This is a genomic window from Natronolimnohabitans sp. A-GB9 (assembly GCF_030848565.1).
Lineage (GTDB): Archaea > Halobacteriota > Halobacteria > Halobacteriales > Natrialbaceae > Natronolimnohabitans.
Window position 1 is genome coordinate 158,851 of the sequence record NZ_JAVDDV010000003.1, and the last position, 17,850, is coordinate 176,700.

Annotated in this window: 19 protein-coding genes and 1 tRNA gene; 13 read left to right on the forward strand and 7 right to left on the reverse strand. The window is 62.8% G+C overall.

What is annotated here, in order from left to right:
- The first annotated feature begins 63 nt into the window (after positions 1-63).
- Positions 64-660 carry a tRNA (pseudouridine(54)-N(1))-methyltransferase TrmY gene (trmY, locus tag RBH26_RS05740; protein WP_306757167.1) on the forward strand — a complete coding sequence of 199 codons (597 nt, stop codon included), beginning with the start codon at positions 64-66 and terminating at the stop codon, positions 658-660.
- Between the two features lie 81 nt (positions 661-741).
- Positions 742-814 (forward strand) — tRNA-Pro (locus RBH26_RS05745).
- A 174-nt stretch (positions 815-988) separates the two neighbouring features.
- On the opposite strand, the gene RBH26_RS05750 is transcribed toward RBH26_RS05745, so the two are convergent.
- Positions 989-1,393 (reverse strand): TIGR03618 family F420-dependent PPOX class oxidoreductase, encoded by a 405-nt coding sequence (locus RBH26_RS05750; protein ID WP_306757168.1) that lies wholly within the window; start codon positions 1,391-1,393, stop codon positions 989-991.
- A 117-nt stretch (positions 1,394-1,510) separates the two neighbouring features.
- Between RBH26_RS05750 and RBH26_RS05755 the strand changes: the two genes are divergently transcribed.
- The 4 genes from RBH26_RS05755 (at position 1,511) to RBH26_RS05770 (ending at position 4,584) form a co-directional block, all read left to right on the forward strand.
- Positions 1,511-1,759 (forward strand): hypothetical protein, encoded by a 249-nt coding sequence (locus RBH26_RS05755; protein WP_306757169.1) that lies wholly within the window; start codon positions 1,511-1,513, stop codon positions 1,757-1,759.
- Between the two features lie 115 nt (positions 1,760-1,874).
- The gene (locus RBH26_RS05760) at positions 1,875-2,144 is read left to right on the forward strand and encodes a twin-arginine translocation signal domain-containing protein (protein WP_306757170.1); all 270 of its coding nucleotides are present in this window, start codon (positions 1,875-1,877) and stop codon (positions 2,142-2,144) included.
- A 256-nt stretch (positions 2,145-2,400) separates the two neighbouring features.
- Positions 2,401-3,132, forward strand: a complete 732-nt coding sequence (locus RBH26_RS05765; protein ID WP_306757171.1) for a hypothetical protein — start codon at positions 2,401-2,403, stop codon at positions 3,130-3,132.
- A 153-nt stretch (positions 3,133-3,285) separates the two neighbouring features.
- Positions 3,286-4,584, forward strand: coding sequence for a DUF4397 domain-containing protein (locus RBH26_RS05770; RefSeq protein WP_306757172.1), 1,299 nt, complete (start codon positions 3,286-3,288; stop codon positions 4,582-4,584).
- 442 nt (positions 4,585-5,026) lie between these two features.
- On the opposite strand, the gene RBH26_RS05775 is transcribed toward RBH26_RS05770, so the two are convergent.
- Complete coding sequence (locus RBH26_RS05775) at positions 5,027-5,302, reverse strand: PadR family transcriptional regulator (protein ID WP_306757173.1); 276 nt, start codon at positions 5,300-5,302, stop codon at positions 5,027-5,029.
- Positions 5,303-5,477: 175 nt separating this feature from the next.
- On the opposite strand from RBH26_RS05775, the gene RBH26_RS05780 reads away from it, so the two are divergent.
- From RBH26_RS05780 to RBH26_RS05800, 5 genes are all read left to right on the forward strand, one after another.
- Positions 5,478-6,056: an NUDIX hydrolase gene (locus tag RBH26_RS05780; RefSeq protein ID WP_306757174.1), complete on the forward strand. Its 579-nt coding sequence runs from the start codon at positions 5,478-5,480 to the stop codon at positions 6,054-6,056.
- 132 nt (positions 6,057-6,188) lie between these two features.
- A complete protein-coding gene (gene tgtA / locus RBH26_RS05785) occupies positions 6,189-7,664 on the forward strand; it encodes a tRNA guanosine(15) transglycosylase TgtA (protein ID WP_306757175.1) in 1,476 nt (491 codons plus the stop codon).
- Positions 7,665-7,762: 98 nt separating this feature from the next.
- Positions 7,763-9,700 (forward strand): NosD domain-containing protein, encoded by a 1,938-nt coding sequence (locus RBH26_RS05790; RefSeq protein WP_306757176.1) that lies wholly within the window; start codon positions 7,763-7,765, stop codon positions 9,698-9,700.
- A complete protein-coding gene (locus RBH26_RS05795; protein ID WP_306757177.1) occupies positions 9,693-10,430 on the forward strand; it encodes an ABC transporter ATP-binding protein in 738 nt (245 codons plus the stop codon). Before RBH26_RS05790 ends, RBH26_RS05795 begins: the two co-directional genes overlap by 8 nt.
- Positions 10,427-11,323, forward strand: coding sequence for an ABC transporter permease subunit (locus RBH26_RS05800; RefSeq protein WP_306757178.1), 897 nt, complete (start codon positions 10,427-10,429; stop codon positions 11,321-11,323). Before RBH26_RS05795 ends, RBH26_RS05800 begins: the two co-directional genes overlap by 4 nt.
- A 163-nt stretch (positions 11,324-11,486) precedes the next feature.
- Here RBH26_RS05800 and RBH26_RS05805 read toward each other — a convergent pair whose 3' ends face one another.
- Entirely contained in the window at positions 11,487-12,083 is a 597-nt protein-coding gene (locus RBH26_RS05805; RefSeq protein ID WP_306757180.1) for a nitrous oxide reductase accessory protein NosL, read from the reverse strand.
- Positions 12,084-12,201: 118 nt separating this feature from the next.
- Here RBH26_RS05805 and RBH26_RS05810 point away from each other — a divergent pair, with 118 nt between their 5' ends.
- Together RBH26_RS05810 and RBH26_RS05815 are read left to right on the forward strand one after the other, a co-directional pair.
- Positions 12,202-12,885 (forward strand): SCO family protein, encoded by a 684-nt coding sequence (locus tag RBH26_RS05810; protein WP_306757182.1) that lies wholly within the window; start codon positions 12,202-12,204, stop codon positions 12,883-12,885.
- Between the two features lie 221 nt (positions 12,886-13,106).
- Positions 13,107-13,469, forward strand: a complete 363-nt coding sequence (locus tag RBH26_RS05815; protein ID WP_306757377.1) for an RNA-binding protein — start codon at positions 13,107-13,109, stop codon at positions 13,467-13,469.
- Here RBH26_RS05815 and RBH26_RS05820 read toward each other — a convergent pair whose 3' ends face one another.
- From RBH26_RS05820 to RBH26_RS05835, 4 genes are all read right to left on the reverse strand, one after another.
- Positions 13,470-15,419 carry an MEDS domain-containing protein gene (locus tag RBH26_RS05820; RefSeq protein ID WP_306757183.1) on the reverse strand — a complete coding sequence of 650 codons (1,950 nt, stop codon included), beginning with the start codon at positions 15,417-15,419 and terminating at the stop codon, positions 13,470-13,472. It abuts the gene before it with no gap.
- Between the two features lie 268 nt (positions 15,420-15,687).
- Positions 15,688-16,068, reverse strand: coding sequence for an ABC transporter permease (locus RBH26_RS05825; RefSeq protein ID WP_306757184.1), 381 nt, complete (start codon positions 16,066-16,068; stop codon positions 15,688-15,690).
- A gap of 81 nt (positions 16,069-16,149) precedes the next feature.
- Positions 16,150-16,566: a DCC1-like thiol-disulfide oxidoreductase family protein gene (locus tag RBH26_RS05830; protein WP_306757186.1), complete on the reverse strand. Its 417-nt coding sequence runs from the start codon at positions 16,564-16,566 to the stop codon at positions 16,150-16,152.
- A 73-nt stretch (positions 16,567-16,639) separates the two neighbouring features.
- Positions 16,640-17,803, reverse strand: a complete 1,164-nt coding sequence (locus RBH26_RS05835) for a M48 family metalloprotease (RefSeq protein WP_306757187.1) — start codon at positions 17,801-17,803, stop codon at positions 16,640-16,642.
- Positions 17,804-17,850: the final 47 nt, after the last annotated feature.

The following is a 17,850-nucleotide window of genomic DNA, read 5'->3' on the forward strand; positions in this document are numbered from 1 at the left end:
ACGAGTGCCGTGAGTGGCGACGCGAACCGTGGCGGCTATCCCGTCGGTTGTCCTCGTACCGATATGCGCCAGTTCGTACTCATCGGTCACGATATCCCCACCGAGCCCGACTTCTCGCTCGACGATCTTGCGGGCGGAGCCGGCCGCCTCGATGCGCTTTGCCGGTCGATCACCGCGTCGTTCGTCACCTCCCATGGCATCCGCGAAGACGTTCGAGCGCATCTCGTCGCCCAAGACGAACTCACGATCACCTTCGACGGGAGCGAGCTTCGCGGCTTAAACCCCGACGAGCGAAGCACCGCCGCGTTGGTCCGCAAAGCCCTCGAGCACCGCGACGAGGCCATCGGTGCGCTGCCGGCCGAGCCGAGTCCGGGTATCGAGGTGTATCGACGCGGGTTCGAAGCGACCCTCGAGGCGGTCGCCGATGAGGGGACCGTCGTCCAACTCCACGAGGACGGTGACGCCATCGGTTCGGTCGACGAACTCGAGGATCCCGTATTCGTGCTGTCGGACCATCGGGACTTCACCGACGACGAACAGCGAGTACTCGAAGCCGTCGTCGAGCAGCGTCTCCGACTCGGACCGGAGCTACTGCATGCCGATCAGGCGATCACTGTCGCCCATCACTTCCTGGATACGGACGGCTACGAACGGTTTTGAGCGGCGACTCGAATGCGTGAATCACTCGCAGGAAGTGCCTTTCGCAAGCGTTAAAGTATCGGACGCTCACAATCCAAACGCGGGCCGGTGGGGTAGCTTGGTATCCTTCGGCCTTCGGGTGGCCGTAACCGCAGTTCGAATCTGCGCCGGCCCACTTTCTCCCACCGAACACCAACCGACGAGCGAAGCGAATCGCCCCCGTGAAGTGGAAGAAATGCGGCCACGAAGATTTGAGGCGAAGCGATCGTCGAAGGCGACGTCCCGATTATCGACGACGAAACGATCCGACTCGAGCGTTCCGCCACGGCTGCGACGAAGTCGGGGTCGGTCAGTTCGTCTCCCGAGCGTCGACGATTTCGTCGATCCGAATTCGAAAGAGCACACGCTCTGTCTTGATCGGTTCCGCGTACTCTTCGCCTGTGTACCGTCGTGCGAGTTCGTCGATGTGTTCTCGAGCGCCGGTCGTGGTCACCTCGTCGACCTCGCCGATGATCGACAGCCGACGATAGGGGTTGTCGGGATCGGTCATGCTGACGCCGACCGAGGGGTCCTCCCGGACGTTACGTTCCTTGCGCCGGCCACGTTCGGTGTTGATCAGGAGCCGTTCGTCGTCGGCGTCGTAGTCGATCCAGACGGGCGTGACGTGGGGATCGGGCTCCTCGGTCAGCGTCGCGACGTGGGCGAACGTCGCTTTCTCGAACAGGTCTTGGAACTCCTCGGGAACAGCAACCATGGAACACGGTTCGATATCGGTCGACTTCCGTCTGTTGTCTCCAGTAGGAAGGGGATATATTTCAGCTATTGCTGAAATAGTGAGAAGATTGATGACCGCTGGCTGCATGTCGAGTGTATGCACGCGCGCAATCCTGAGCGCGACGCGATCTGGAACGAGATCCTCGAGTGGATGGTGTTTCGGGAACTACCACTTCGACCACACGAGATCGAAGGGTACGATTCGGTTCTCGTCCGGGACGTCCTCGAGACGATGACACTCGAGGGGTGGGTCGCGTACGACGCCCGTGGCGATTTCTTCGAACCCGGTCCGCGAGTCGAACGGTTCGACGACGGCGTCGGCATCCCGCGTCGGAGCTGTTGGTGATACTGTCCGACAGCAACATGCGTTCGGCGAGTCGGTCGGTCACTCCTCTTTCCCGCTCGGAGGGTGGCGAGTGTCGGCCAGCGGCTTATCCGACGCCGGACGGAACTATTCCGTCGTGAGCCAAGAGCAACGGACGCGACGACGACTGCTACAGGGTGCGGGTGCAGTGGCGGCGACGGCGCTGGTCGCCGGCTGTGGCGGTCCAGGCGAAGAGGAAGACGATGCCGTCGAAGAAGAGGACGAGCCTGCCGCCGAGGAAGGAACGGGGAACGGGCAGGACATGGAAGACGACGAGGACGAAGACGAGGAGAACGACACCGTCGGCGAGGACGCAGTCGCACACGAAGAAGACGAGGACGAGGAGATCAACGGCGACGACGAGTAATTCCGTACGGAACGCTGTACCGATATCCCGGCGCGACCACAACGGGTCACGGTCGCGCCAGAAATAACGGACACCGATCCGTCCGAACCACGGTCCGACACGAGTGGCCCGGAGTTCCTGTTCTGGCGGCCGCCTTTGGACACCCACGAGACGGTCGAACCGAGCGTGATGGATTCGATTTACTGGGAGATCGAGTCGACACGTCGTGTGGCCGTGAGACACAACGGATATCGGTCTCGAGCCCTTCTCGCGACCGATGGCTGACGGACTCGAGACGGACGTCGAGGGAGTAGAAGACGTCGCTTCGCGACGCGACGAACTAGCAGCCCGCGTGCGAACCCACGCCGGTGAGATCGCCCGCGAGCTCGCCGTGTTCCAGGGCGGCGATTACGGACAGGAGTCGTTCGACACCGACCGCGGGACGTGGACGCTCAAGTACGAGGCCGGCGACGTCCACTATCTTCGATTCGAGCCGAACTCGGGTGAGGAGATCTACGTCGTCTCGAGCAAACAGCCGCCAGAGCCCGACGCCCTCGAGACCGCGATGAGCGATTACGGAGCGTTCGTCGAGACCTACAACGCCTACGTCCGTTCCCTCGACGGGCTGTTCGAGACCGTCCCGGCGACGTTCCCCGAGATCGAGTCGACAGCGGAGCTCGTCGCCGAGCGCGATCGGATCCTCGAACGTATCCGCGAGGTCGGAGACGCGATGGCGCGCGAACTCAACCGCTACGAAGGCGAGTACGGGACGTACACGACGACGATATCTGGAACGCGCTGGGAACTCAAATTCGACGGCGACAGGGCCTCGTATCTGCGGGTCGGTGGCGCCGACGGGACGTATCTCATCTCACAGTATGGCCCACCCGCTGCCTCCGAACTGCGGCGTCTCGCCGACGACATGGCTGTGTTCGTCCGCGAGTTCAACGACCACGTCGACGAACTCGAGGCCGATCTCTCACACGTTTCGTTCGACGAAGACAGGTAAGCGGTTCGATGTTTGGTCTCCATACCTCGCTGTAGGCTGGTGTTTCGAACAGTATGGTAGCGCTACACTGAGCGGCTCCGAGTAAACGTGACGACAATCAGGGGAACTGACTGAGCCGTTTTTGGGGAGTTCGACCCCCTTTCCAAACGTAGTATGACGCTATCACGACGTTCGACAATCAAGGCGATCGGTGTAGTCGGTACAGGAGCGGCCCTTTCCGGATCGGCACTGGCCGTCAGTGAACACGAAGACGACGAGCGAGATCCCGAAGCGGTTCCCGACGACGAGGAACTCGGCGCTATTCGCGTAGGACACTTCTCCCCCGATGCGCCGAACGTCGACGTCTACGTCGACGACCAGCAGATCCTCTCTGACGTCGGCTACGACGAGCTCTCACCGTACCTCGAGATCGTTCCGGGGAACTATACGCTGACGATCACGGCCGCCGGCGACGACGAGCCGGTCTATGAAGAGACCATCGTCGTCGGGACGGACTACTATACGGCCGCGGCAATCGGCGAGATCGAGCCCGACGAACCAACCGATGACGAGCCGACCGACGAGACGGTCGACGACGAGGCCGAAGAACCGACGGCTGAGTCGCCGATGGAGGAAGACGACGAAACCGACCCCGACGTCGAAGATGACGACGACACAGAGGAGGTCGAAGACGACGAACCCGAACCAGCGGTCACCACACCGGGGACGTTCGAGGTCCTGCTGCTGTTCGACGCCGAGCCGGATGAGGTCGAGGCGGAGACGTCACAGATCCGGCTGCTTCACGCCTCGCCCGACGCGCCCGCAGTCGACGTCGCTGCGGATGGGATGGCCCTGTTCGAAAACGCCACCTTCAGTGAACCGTCCGGGTATATTCCGGTCGAACCCGGCAGCCGAACGCTCGAAATCTTCGAGGCTGGCGAAGTCGATCTGAATATGCTCCCCGAAGATGAGGAGGAGGAGGTGGATCCCGAGGACGAAGACGATGAACTGGAGGACGATGATGACCTCGAGGACGAAGACGACGAGGAACTAGAAGACGATGACGACCTCGAGGAAGACGACGCTGCCGAGGACGACGAAGCGATCGGGCAGCCCGATCCAGTTGCGACCGTCGACATCGATCTCGAGGAAGAGACGGCGTATACGGCGTTCGCAATCGGCTACCTCGGCGAAGCAGACGGCGAGGACGACGACCTCGAGGACGAAGACGACGCGGTCGACGATACGGACGACCGACCGTTCGACGTGCGTCTCGCCGTCGACGGCATGGAAGAAGAGGACGTCGACGAAGCGCCGGACGAAACGGAGCCGGACGAAGAAATGATCGAGGAGGACGAACCCGAAGACGATGACCTCGAGGATGAAGACGATACAGAAGCGCTCGAGGACGACGATGACGAGGACGACTACGACACGGAAACGGAAGAAGAGCCGATGACGGCCGACGACTGATCGCGAACGAGCGTCTATGGAACACTAGTGGCGGTCCACGCCTGAACTGCTGGGTCGAATCTTGCGGTGTCGTCCGACTCGACCCAGCAGTCGACGGGTGGAACGGTACTAACCGTATTTTTGCTGTATCAGACGGTCTCTGTACCGATGTGTCGGCGAACCGATAGATGTATCGGCGAACCCACAGGCGGATTGCGGCGCACCGGAACTATCGTCGTCACTGATACGAACTGCTGTACCGACGTACTGCCGAGCGCCAGATCAGAGTCGGCAATCGACGGGACGTGACGACAGCTGCACGTATGACAGTCACTACACGGGTGTCGATTGGACGGTCGACACGGTCGGTTCGCTGATCGTCGATCGCATAGCTGCTCGGGTGGACGACGACCTGACCCGGCGGTCACCGGTCTATGACACCGTTCGAGAACGGCCAGGTGGGTCAAACGTCTACGTACTGGTTAACCCACTCCTGGCGGCGCTGCAGCGCTCTGCGCCCTTTCGGTGTCAGGGCGTAGTAGTTCGTCCGTCGATCGAGTTGTCCTTTCTCGACGAGTTCCTTTTCGACGAGCGTGTCGAGGTTGGGATACAGTCGGCCATGCGTGACCGGCTGGTCGATGTACTCGTTGATGTCGTCGAGGATCTCCTGGCCCGACGGACGGTCTTTTCCTGCGATCACGTACAGCAAGTCACGTTGGAATCCTGTTAGCTGATCCATGGATCACCCTCTGAGTGGCGACGTTCACCGATCTGTGACTTTGTTATAGATCCGGTACGAGCGCGGAGACGGCCGTCTAATACAGTATTGAGCGAGTAACTCCGACTATCACGTCGGTGACACGTCGCGACGCCGTGGCGCGGCGTTTTTGACGAACACCGCCATACGGACCGCTATGCCGACGGATCCACTCGCCTGGGAGACGCTCGATCGACGCATAGCCTACACCTGTCCGGGCTTCGATATCGTTAACGAGTCCGTTCAACTGCCCGACGGTACCGAAACCGAGTTCGACTATCTCTCCGAATCCGCAAGCGTCTGCGTGTTGCCGTTTACCCCCGATGGCGACGTCGTCTGTATCGAGGAGTGGCGCCAGGCCGTCGACCGGGTCAACTACGGGCTCCCGGTCGGTGGTGTCGAACCCGACGACGACGACCTCGAGGCCGCTGCCCGACGTGAGCTGGCCGAGGAGACGGGCCACGAAGCCGACCGACTCGAGTCGCTGGTGACCGTCGAGCCGGCCAACGGAGTTGCCGATACCGTACTCCACGTCTTCGTCGCCGACGGCTGTCGCCCGACCGCCGAGCAGCGCCTCGACCACAACGAAAGTATCCGCGTGGCGCCGACACCGTTCGACGATCTGTTCGAGGCGATTCGCGACGGCGACGTCCGTGACGGACGGATGGTGCTTGCCGTCTCGTACTATCAGCTGTTTGGGGACGACGACCGGGACGCCCCGGCTGAGTGCTCGTAGTCGACGCGCCACGACGTGAACCCATGCGATGGACGCTACCGGCGACGGAAGATCGTTCGATTCTCCGGTTTCGGACGATCGCTGGTCGAAATCCTTCAATGTATTACGGCCGCCGATCCAACACACGACCGAATGCGCGAGCACTTCGAACTCCGGGATACCGACGCCGGCGGGCGAATCGGCGAACTCACCGTGCCACGGGCCGACGTCACCGTCGAGACGCCGGCGCTGTTGCCGGTGATCAACCCGAACCTCGATACGATCGCTCCCCGGCGACTGGCCGAGGAGTTCGGCGCCGAAATTCTCATCACTAACTCCTATATCATCCACGGGACCGACGACGTCCGCGAGCAGGCCCTCGAGGACGGCCTCCACGAGATGCTCGATTTCCCGGGCGCGATCATGACCGACTCCGGTTCGTTTCAACTCTCCGAGTACGGCGATATCGACGTCACAACCGAGGAGATCCTCGAGTTCCAGCACGCGATCGGATCGGACATCGCGACGCCGGTCGACATTCCGACGCCGCCGGACGTCCCCCGCGAGCGCGCCGAGGACGAACTCGAGACGACCCAGGAGCGCCTGGAAATCGCCGAGAGCGTCGATACCGGCGAGATGCTGGTCACGGCGCCAGTCCAGGGATCGACGTACCCCGACCTCCGCGAGGAGGCCGGTCGACACGCCGACGGCACCGACCTCGACGTCTTCCCCGTCGGCGCGGTCGTACCGTTGATGAACGACTACCGCTACGACGACATGGTCGACGTCGTCGCCGGCGCCAAACGCGGGTTAGGCGCCGACACACCGGTCCACCTCTTCGGCGCCGGCCATCCGATGATGTTCGCACTCGGCGTCGCGATGGGCTGTGACCTGTTCGACTCCGCCGCGTACGCGCTGTACGCTCGCGACGACCGATACCTCACCGTTCGCGGGACGCGTCTGCTCGAGGATCTCGACTATCTCCCCTGTTCCTGTCCTGTCTGTACCAGCTACTCGCCTGCGGAACTCCGTTCGTTGCCCGACGACGAACGCGAGTCGGAACTCGCCGCACACAACCTTCACGTCACGTTCGAGGAGATTCGCCGGATCAAACAGGCGATCCGAGCGGGCAACCTGCTCGAACTCGTCGAGCAACGCGCACGCGCCCATCCGACGATGCTCGACGGCTACCGTACGCTGCTCGATCACGCCGCCCAACTCGAGCGCTCCGACCCCGTCTCGAAGGGCGCGTTCTTTTATACCTCTTCGGAGAGCGCTCGCCGGCCCGAAGTGTTGCGTCATCACAAGCGCCTCGAGCGGCTATCGGTGCCCCAGTCGCTGTTTCTCACCGAGGGACAGCCGGCCCGTGGCGACGAGTTCGACGCGTCGTGGCGCGTCGAGGCTCCCTTCGGTCCCTTCCCGCGGGCGCTCTCGAAGAGCTATCCGCTCACCGCAGAGGTGCCGGAACGGACCGACCGCGCGGCGCTCGAGGCGGCAGCCGACGGCGTTGCCCGTCTCGCCGAGACGAATCCGGAGGCCGACCTCACCCTGGGCCATCGCGGGTGGCCCGAGGCCGTCCTCGAACGGGTACCGGACGACGTAGCACTGATAGATCTGACGAGTGAATGACGTTCCTGGGAAACGATAAGCGAGATACACCTCTGGCGTAGTGTTCGTTCTAGGTGTGTACCAGACGGTATATTTCCCAGAGGGCCCTACAGCCGGTCGTGCCCGAACTGTCTACGACAAACGTCTTTCTGGGGATCTTCGTCGTCGTCGTGCTCGGAAGTGCGGGACTGTTCGTCGTCGAGGGCGGAACGGGACCGCCGGACCCCGTCTCGTTCGACGACACCGTACAGGTCGGCCTCACGGTAGAGGCCACGGGTGAAGTCGGCGGTGACGTCGAACTCCCTCGTGCACAGGTGTTTTACTCCCAATACGAGTACGTCGTCGGCTACTACGGCGTCGAGACGTTCGCTGAGGACCAGCGGCAGCCGGAACACGAACAACGGTTCGGGCATCCGCTGGCGATATACGTCACGGACTACAGCGACACCGGCGTCGAACTGACCGACGAGGGACATCCCACGACGGACAGTCAGCCCGAATGGACTGACGCCGAAACGGCGTGGTACGTCATCGGGAGTGATGCGGAGACGCCGGCTGGAGATACCGCCGTTCCGTTTACCGACCGCGACGATGCCGACGCGTTCGCCGACGAGTACGGCGGCGACGTCCACGGCTGGGAGACGGTCCTCGAGACCGAGTACGATCGCGACGACGCGACGGTCGCACGCGACCGCGTCGACGACCATCGGCAACTCGCCGACGAACGGGCCGAAGCAACGGCCGATCTCGCGGAGCGAGAGCCGTCCGTGGTCGTCGGCGAGGACACCGAGACGATTCAGGAAGCGGTCGACGAGGCGCCGGCCAACACGACGGTCGTCGTCCCCGACGGGACCTACGAGGAGACCGTCGAGATCGACCGTCCGCTGACGATCGCCGGTGACGAGAATACAACGGTCCGTGGCGACGACAACAGCTCGGTCTTTACCGTCACCGCCGAGCGCGTCGCGATCCGGGACGTCGCGATCGACGGCGTCGGCGACACGACGAGAGGCGGTGACGGAATCCCGGTCGACGTCGACGACGAGGACTGGGATGCGACGTTTACGAGGGACTACGCCGGTACTGACGCGGGTATCGCAGCCTACACTGCGGACGAACTGCTGGTACAGAACGTCCACATCGAGACGCCGGCGAGCGGAATCCTCACGTACGGAACGTCCGACGCCGCCGTCCGAAACGTCACGGTCATCGGCCCGGACGATCCGACGGATGGTCTCGCTGGGATTCTTACCTTCCAGTCGAGCAGTGTAATCGAAAACTCCACGTTCGACGGGACCGCCAACGGCGTGTACCTCTATCGGTCTCCGACGACGGTCGTCCGTTCGAACACGATCGTGGACAACCAGCTGGGCGTCCACCTGATGCATACGGACGATTCGCTTCTCACGGACAACGAAGTACACGGACAGCCCTATACGGGGATCTACATCATGACGGGTCCCGAACGGAACGCGGTCGTCGGAAACACGATCCGGGACTCCTCGACCGGACTCAGTCCGGGCGGCAGCGACACGTACGTCGCGGACAACGTCATCGAGGACTCGAGGCTCGGTCTTCGCGTCGACACGTCTTCCTCGATCTACGAAGGGAACGTCATCGCCGGCAACGAGATCGGTGCAGACGTGACCGGGATGTTACCGACGAACCGCGTCGTCGACAACGACTTCGTCGGCAACGACGAACACGCAACGGTCACTACCGGACCACTGCGCATCTGGAGCCACGACGGCGCCGGTAACTACTGGCAAGGCGGTGCCGGTGTCGCCGACGGCGACCACGCCGATCGGTCGTACACGCCGACCAACGACGTCGACAAGCGCTTGCACACGACCGACGGGACGCCGACGCTCGTCCGAGCGCCGGCACTCGGGGCCCTCGAGGGCCTTGAGGGAACGGTCCCCGGAATGCGAACCGGCAGCATCACCGACCAGTATCCGTCCTGCGAACCGATCAACACGGACAAACTCGAGGCGACCGGCTGGGACGACCAGGCCTGGACGTGCTACGAAACGACACGAATCTCGACCGATGACTGACACATCACCGATACTCGAGGCGAGGGGCATCGACCACGACTACGGGACGGTCTCCGTCCTCCAGGACGTTTCGGTAACGATTCCGAAGGGAAGCGTCACGGCCTTGATCGGGCCGAACGGGGCCGGCAAGACGACGCTGATTCGAGATCTGGCCGGCCTTCACGAGCCGACGGCCGGTGAGATCACGTATCACGGTCCCGAGACGGCCCGGGAGATCGGGTATCTCCCCCAGCATCCGGCGTTTCGACCCGGGTTTACGTGTCGCGAGACCCTGGAGTTTTACGCGTCGCTCGTCGGCGACGACGAGGCCGCCGCGATGGAGCATCTGTCCCGCGTCGGGCTCGAGGACGCGGCCGAGCGCAACGTCGAGGCTCTCTCCGGCGGGATGACGCGACTGCTCGGGATCGCACAGGCGACGATCGGTGATCCACCGATTATCGTACTCGACGAACCCGGCAGCGGTCTCGATCCGGGGATGAGCATGCACGTCTTCGACGTGGCATCGGAACTCGCCGACGAGGGGATCACGATCCTGCTGAGCTCTCACGACCTCGAGTTGGTCGAGCGAATCGCCGACGAGGTGTTGGTGTTGTCCGACGGACAGATCGTCCAGCGCGGATCGATGACCGAACTCAGGAATCGCTTCGGGGTCGACTCGCTGTGGTCGGTCTACGAAAACGCCATCGGCGGCGACCTCGATACCGTTCGCGTCCAGGGTGAACACGCATGAGTGAAGACGTCTCCGCTTCGAGCCAATCGGCGACAGTACAGGAAACCGAGACAGGGACCGACCGATCGACCCGGTCGGCACCGAGCCCGAGACATCGTCTCGGAACGATTATCCGGCGTGAACTGCGGACGGTCGTTCGCACACGGACGTTTTTCGTCCTGGCACTGGCGTTTGCTGCCGTCGTCCTCGGCATCGTCTGGGTCGGCGAGAGCGTCCAGGCCGGCTACGTGCCGACGCTCGTCGATCTGCTCACGCCCCTCGAGTTACTCGTTCCCGTGATCGCGATTGCCTTCGGCTATCGGGCGATCCTCGGTGACGAACAGCGTGGCGAACTCGACGTGCTCGAGACCTACCCCGTTCGGGGTCGCGAACTCGTCTTTGGGGTTTACATCGGCCGTGCGGTCGGACTCCTCGTTACGATCCTCGTGCCACTTGCACTCGTCGCGGTCGCGGTCGTCGTGACCGAAAGCGACGCGTTAACCGTCTACGCGACCCACACCGGGGCCGATTCACCGGTGTTGTTCGGCCGGTTCGTCGTACTGACGGCGCTGTTTGCGCTTTCGGTTCTTGCGGTCGCACTCGCGATCTCGTCGATCGTCAGCGGGACCCGCAGCGCGCTCGCGTTGGCGGTCGTCGCGCTCGTCGTCTTGCTCGTCGGGATGGATCTGGCGATCGCCTACGGCTTCTCGGCCGGCGTCATCGGCGACTCCGGGCTCATCTACTCGCTCGCGATGAGCCCGCTCAGTGCGTACCGGGGGCTCGTCTTCGAGAGCGCGGTCGTCGTCGCCGCCGGCACCGGACCGGAGGTCGCCGCGCCGATCGCGAGTCTGGTGAGTCTCGTCGTCTGGACGGTCGGCTCGCTGGCCGTCGCGACGTGGGCACTGAACCGGTAACTCGTCTCGGAGTCGAGTGAACCGAAGATTTCCGGACAGCCCCGAGGCACTCGGCCCCTTTTTCCTGTAGAATCGGAACAGCTAGCGATTCCCTGCTATCGATTCCGAACAGTACCCTCGAGTGGAAAACGAATCCGTCGTTCAGCGCACGTTCACAGACGAGTTACATCAACGACATGACGAGCTCCTGACTGATCTCGTCGTGGTCGTAGATGTCTCCGCCGTACTCGTCGGCGAAGTCGTCGGCGTCGTCGCCGTCGTTGAAGCCGACGATCGAATCTCCCATCGCGCCCTGGACCTCGCTGTCGACGACCATCGTAAGGTCGTCTACGTCGCTGAATGTATCCGCCTCGAGGTGTCGCGAGAGGACGAGTGCACCCTGGTCGTCTTCGACCTCCCAGTCGACGGTATCGAGGGAGTAGTCGGTCAGATAGATCACTTCGGGTTCGGCCTCGGCTTCGTTGTCGAACGTAAACGCGTACGTACACAGCGAACTACAGAAGTAGCCGGGACGGTCCTCCTCGAACAGTTCCGTCGGCTCCTCGTAGTGGGCCTGTCCGACCGGGCCCGGATGCTGGCTGATCACCATCGTACACCACTCACACTCGTGGTCGTCGTCGATGGTGACCGGATCGGGGACCTCCGCATCGTCGTCGAGACAGCCGGCGATCGCACCCAGGGAAGCGACACCGAGACTGCCGAGGACGGTTCGACGGGAAAGGGGTCGATCGGTGCCGGTCGGTGAATTCGACTGATCCATATCCGTTGTTAGGAACTCCACGGTAAACCCGATATGGTACGGTTCACGAAAAGAACGCCCGTTCGTCTTCGATAGCCCTACCAGACGCTACTTGATCGAACCGTCCTTACAGTGGGATATGAACCGACGAGCGTTTCTCGCGACGGGCACAAGCGTCGGTATCGGGCTCACTGCTGGTTGTCTTACCGACGTCATCGCGGGCGAAGAGATTCCCGAGGAGATGATCCTCGAGCCACCCGAAGACGAACACGGCGGTAACGACGACCTCGCGTATCCGACCTACGGCGAGACGTTTCCGACCATCGAACTCCCAGATCCACTCGCGGAAACGACGGTCGACACGAGCACGTTCGACGACGAAGCGATCGTCTGTACCGGATTCTACGCGACCTGTCCGTCCGAGTGTATCCCCCTGATGAACAACGTTGCAGCGGTCCAGTACGAGAGCATCGATAGCGGGTTCGAAGACGACGTCCGCTTTCTGGCGATCACGTTCGATCCTGAACAGGATACGCCGGCGGAACTCGACGAACACGCCGACATGGTCGGTGTCGATCGCGACGCCGGGAACTGGCACTATCTCCGGCCGGCCGACGCCGACGAAGCCAGATCGGTCGTCAACGACGAGCTCGGAATCATGTTCGATCGGGACGGCGAGGGTCCGGCTGCGGACTTTACGCACATCGTCGTCACGTTTCTGGTCAATCCAGACGGCTACGTCGAGCGGAGCTACCGGGGCGAACACCTAGACGTCGACCGAGTCAGTTCGGATCTCGAGACGGTCGTCGACGAGGCGAACTGATACTGTCGGACAGCAGTCAGTGAGCCGTCGGTCGCGACGTCGCGGCCGTCACCGTCGGCAACGGCCGCAGTCGTGCGACGACGGTGACTCGTGCTGTCCGACAGTATGACCGATGTCGAACGAACGCCGATCGTATCGCTGAGACCGATGGATCGAATCCGGAGTTCCCGATGGTGGGACGGAACACAACAGCAAAGGCCAACGACCGCTCAGACGTGAACATGCTCGGGGCAGCGTCGCTCATACTTGGAGTGATCGTGATGGTCGCGTTCGGCTCGTGGCTGATCGGACGGGTTCGTGGCTCGAGCGGCTCTAAAGCCCAACGAGAGTCCTACGAACGCCATCGGGAGGCACAGATGCGGGAGCCGCCGGTCGAGATCGGCGACACCGAAACGGTCGCCGTCCACGAGTTTACCGACCACCACTCGGGACAGCAACAGGCCGTCTGCAAGGTCGAGGGGTTCGTCGTTTTCGTCGAGGACATCCCCGACGCACTCGAGGTCGGCGACGTAATCGAAGTACAGATCCTTTCGTTCAACCGCGGCCACACCTCGGCGACGGCGACGTACACCGGACCGGCCTGACTACGCTTCGTCTACGGCGGGGAGCGTAAACGAGAACGTCGAGCCCTCTCCCGGCGTCGAGTCGACCCAGATCTCACCATCGTGGCGCTCGACGATCCGTCGACAGAGCGCCAGCCCGATTCCCGTCCCCTCGTACTCATCACGACTGTGAAGACGATCGAAGACGGAGAAGATCCGTTCTTGATCGTCTGGCTCGATTCCGATCCCGTTGTCGTGGATCGAGATCACCCACTCCATTCGGCGTCGATTCGCATCGATCCGTACACGAGGCGGCGAGCCGTCGCTGTACGTGATCGCGTTCTCGAGGAGGTTCTGGAAGACTTGTCTGAGCTGGTTTCTGTCACCCTCGACGCGAGGGAGGTCAGCAGCCGTAATCTCGGCGTCTGTTTCGTCAATCTGGAGTTGGAGATCCGCGAGCACGTCCTCGAGAACCGTCTCCAGATCGACAGCTTCGAACGGATCGCCCCGCGTTTCGACCCTGGAGTAGGCGAGCAGGCCGTCGATCATCGCCCGCATGCGCTCGGCGCCGTCGACGGCGAACTCGAGGAACTCCTCGCCGTCCTCGTCGAAGGCGTCGCCGTAGCGGCTTTCGAGCAACTGGAGGTAGCTCGTCACCATCCGCAACGGCTCCTGTAAGTCGTGACTGGCCGCGTAGGCGAACTGCTCTAGACGCTCGTTGGACTCCTCGAGTGCCTGTTTGCGGTGCTTTCGCTCGATCTCGTAGCTGACCCACTTCCCCATCAACTCGAGGAACGTGCGCTCGATCGCGGAGAACTCGCGGTCGCGCGGTTCTCTGCTGCCGAGCCACAGCGTCCCGTAGGGCGTCGCACCGTCCATCACCTTTGTCCCGAGGTAACACGTCAGACCGTACTCCTGGTAAATCTCGTCGTCCTCCCAGTCAGTGCCGCGCACGTCGGCCATTCCGACCGGTTTGTCCGCCATGATCGCCTGTCGACAGTAACAGCCCTCTCCGGGGTCGGTCCACAGCTCGCCGGACTCGTCCTCGCCGTACTTGATCGTAACCTCGTTGAGAAACCGATCGTCCCAGGAGGGACAACGGGTCAATCCTGCCACCTCGAGCCCCATCCAGTCACAGCCCAGTTCGAGCAGTCGCTCGACTTTCGTCTCGAACGCCAGGTCGGAGTTAGACGTGATCCGGTAACTTCGGCGGAGGAAGCGTTCGCGTCGCTGGCGTTTGACTTTCGAGTCGGTCTGGTCCCGAAGCGTCCCGAGCAGGCGATCGATCTCGTGGGCCGATTTCTCGGAGCCGAGAAACTCCGCTGGTGGGGTGTAGTAGACGTTGTAACTGATCCGGTTGTCGTGGATGAGCAACGGATGTGTGCTGATAACGTCGCGGATGACCGCCGGCGGGAACCGCTCGCGGTTGTACTGACAAAGGACGATCACGTCGGCGTCGTCGAAGAGGTAGTTGGCCTTGGCTTCACACTCGAGGAGCTGTTCGCAGTCGGGGTCTGCCTGCAGGACGCTGCTCATCTCGCCGGTCACGCGCAGGGCCTCGTACTCCGTCGTCGCCGCGTCGATGGCGTCGTCGAGGAACTCGACGGTTCCGTCCGCGCTGAACGTCCCGTTTCGGAGGTAGGTTTCGTCGCCGTCGTGAAACGAGAGCTGTCCCGACTCGAGAGCCGCATCGACGTCGATTCCGTCGGCTCGCATCGCCGACTTGATCTCGGCTTTCGAGTTCTCGTGGATGATGTACAGACACCGCTCGTTTCGCTCGAGTCCCTGGCGGAGAAACGGAATTACGGCCGCGAACTGCTCGGCCTGGGACTCGTAGATGAGCGCGAAGTGGTCGTTTGCGTGTGCGTGCTCGTGGTCGTCGAGCGGTTCGGCCGGACCGTGAAACGCCGAACTCGACCGGAGCCCCTCGAGTCCCGTCTCGAGCGTTACTGATTCGTCCGCCATCCCATCCGAGGTGGTGTGGTTATTCATGACACGCTTTCAGCTGATCGCTCGCGATTCGGCGACACCGTGCCGGGAGCGCCGGGTTCGAAGCGATTCCCGACCCGTCGAGGAGACGTGCCAGCCGTCGTTTCTCGACCACAGGCGCCGGCCCGGCCGACGGCATCGGACTCCAGTTCATGTCAAACGAATCGTGGCGAGAGGGAAAAAAGCGTCGTGAATGCTGTCCGTTGATATCACACCACTCGAGTAAAGAGGAGACGAACAGGCGGAAACCGGCCTCGCTCGAACCGAACTGTCACGTTCGGAACCGTGCGTGTACGAAGAGAGCGGCCAGAATCGCCAGGTTTGCCAGGATTCCTGTGGACGCGACCGTCCAGTCGAGCGTCGTCAGTAGCAGCGAAAACAACGTGACGGCGACCAACAGCGCGCGCCAGTAGCGCCAGCCGGCGACCAGCGCGACGGCCGACGCGACGAACCCGACGGCAGCCACACCGTTTAGCGCACCGAAGACGCGTATCCCCGTATCACCGACGTCGACGACACCGCCCAGCAGCGTCGTCTTGTACGGCAGGTCCGCGACCGCGGCGAGCTCGAAGTACACCACGATCCCGAGGAGATGAATGAGACCGTGGATTGAGAGCGCGAGTGCGGTCGCGTATCTGCGGTATTCAGCCATCGTCACTCACCCCTGGGCCGCTGTCCCGGTGCAGCATGGAGGACGAATCTCGGTGACCGATACTGGCCACCAGGAGTCCTCTCACTCGAGAATCCGTTCCTGGACGTTTCCGGTCGGCATCATACACTGCTCTTTCTTGCCGAAGATCCGGTAGCGGTGCTCGGCGACGAGATCGTACACCCAGTCACGGAGCCGTCGTGGGAGATAGCGGAACGGACCGAGCAGTCGATAGATGCCCCCCAGATGCTGAGCGATACGGATCACCGCACCCGACTTTACGTAACAGTCGTCGCCCTCGATCAGGACGACCGACTCGAGGTCGTAGTCTTCGAGGCCGTGGTCGGCCAGTAGTTCCTGACCGACGTCGGACTGTAGCGACGCGAAGTAAAACTGCGCCTCGCTGTCACGGGGAACGATGAACTGCACGAAGCCGTGACAGAGATTGCAGACGCCGTCGAAGAGGACGATCGGGGCGTCCTCCGGTACGTCCGTTGCCATCGCGATACTACACGTTGTGACGGCCGGCTAATTCAGCGTTCCGGTCGGCACACCGTCTCCGGGTTCGATGGTATCAACGCGTGTCCATCGTTCGCAGGTGGTCGATTCGTGCGTCGACCGACGGATGGTCGACGGCCGCCCCGGCAGCGGCGGCCGAGGACCGCGCGCCCCACTCGAGGACGCCGGCGACGGGACCGAAATAGCGACTCTCGCAGACGGTCCCGAACGGCCAGAGACGATCGAGGAGTCGAACGGAGAGATGGCGGTCCGGCCGCGAGACGAGATCCGTCGCGTACGGCAACAGCGAGACGGCCAACACGCCGTGGTTACGTGCACGCGCGTCGACCTCGCTCGGCGAGCGATCGTGAAGCGTCTCCAGTGCACTCGCAAGCGGCGCTGCCGTGCCGGTGATCTCGACGGCACCGCGGTCGGCGGCCAGTTCCCGGTCGCGGGTCAGCGGTGCCGTGACGTACCCCATCGACGCCTGAAACAGGCCGACCGCCAGAGCGAGCAAACACACCTGGACGACCAGCACGACGAAAACCGGGACCGAGAACCACTCGCCGAGTGCGATCGTCGAGTAGCCGACCGCAACGACTGCATACGAGGCGATAACGCCGGCTTCCACGTTGATCGGTTTCGCGCCGAACGTCGGCAAGAGCAAAAGCAGCACCTGGAGGAGGACGTTGTTGACGACGAACACGCCACAGATGATCGTCATGAGAATGCTGTCCCGGTTACTGACGTGTGCCAGTTCGTGAGCGAGCACGGCGTCGACTTCCTCGTCCTCGAGTCGCTCGAGCAGTGCCGAGGTGACGACGAGGACGGCGTCGCCCGGCCGGCCGACGGTAAACGAGTTCGGAACCGACGCGTCCGCGACGACGACGTCGGGTGCGGGCACGCCAGCCTGTTTTGCCAACCGCGTGACTCGCGGCTCGAGGTTCGCGTCGTCCCCCAGTTGGTCGTCGTCGAGAAAGTGACGAGGATCGAGCCACCGGCGTGTCAGCACGTAGGTGCCGGCGATCAAAAGCGGGGTGAGAATTCCGATCCAGAGGAGCCACGAAACGTCGGTGACGACGGCGGCCGAGGAAACGCCGAGCGCCCCGAGACCCGTCGCGATCGATCGTCCGACGTACGTGATCACTCCCGCGAGGAGCGCGTACGGTCCGACGACGAGACACATCCCGAGAGCGATCCGCAACTGAAGTCGACGGTTCGGCGTGAGGGAGCGACCCATCTCGTTTCGGTAGTGGGGCGGCCAGACCTATTGGTTTGGTCATTCCG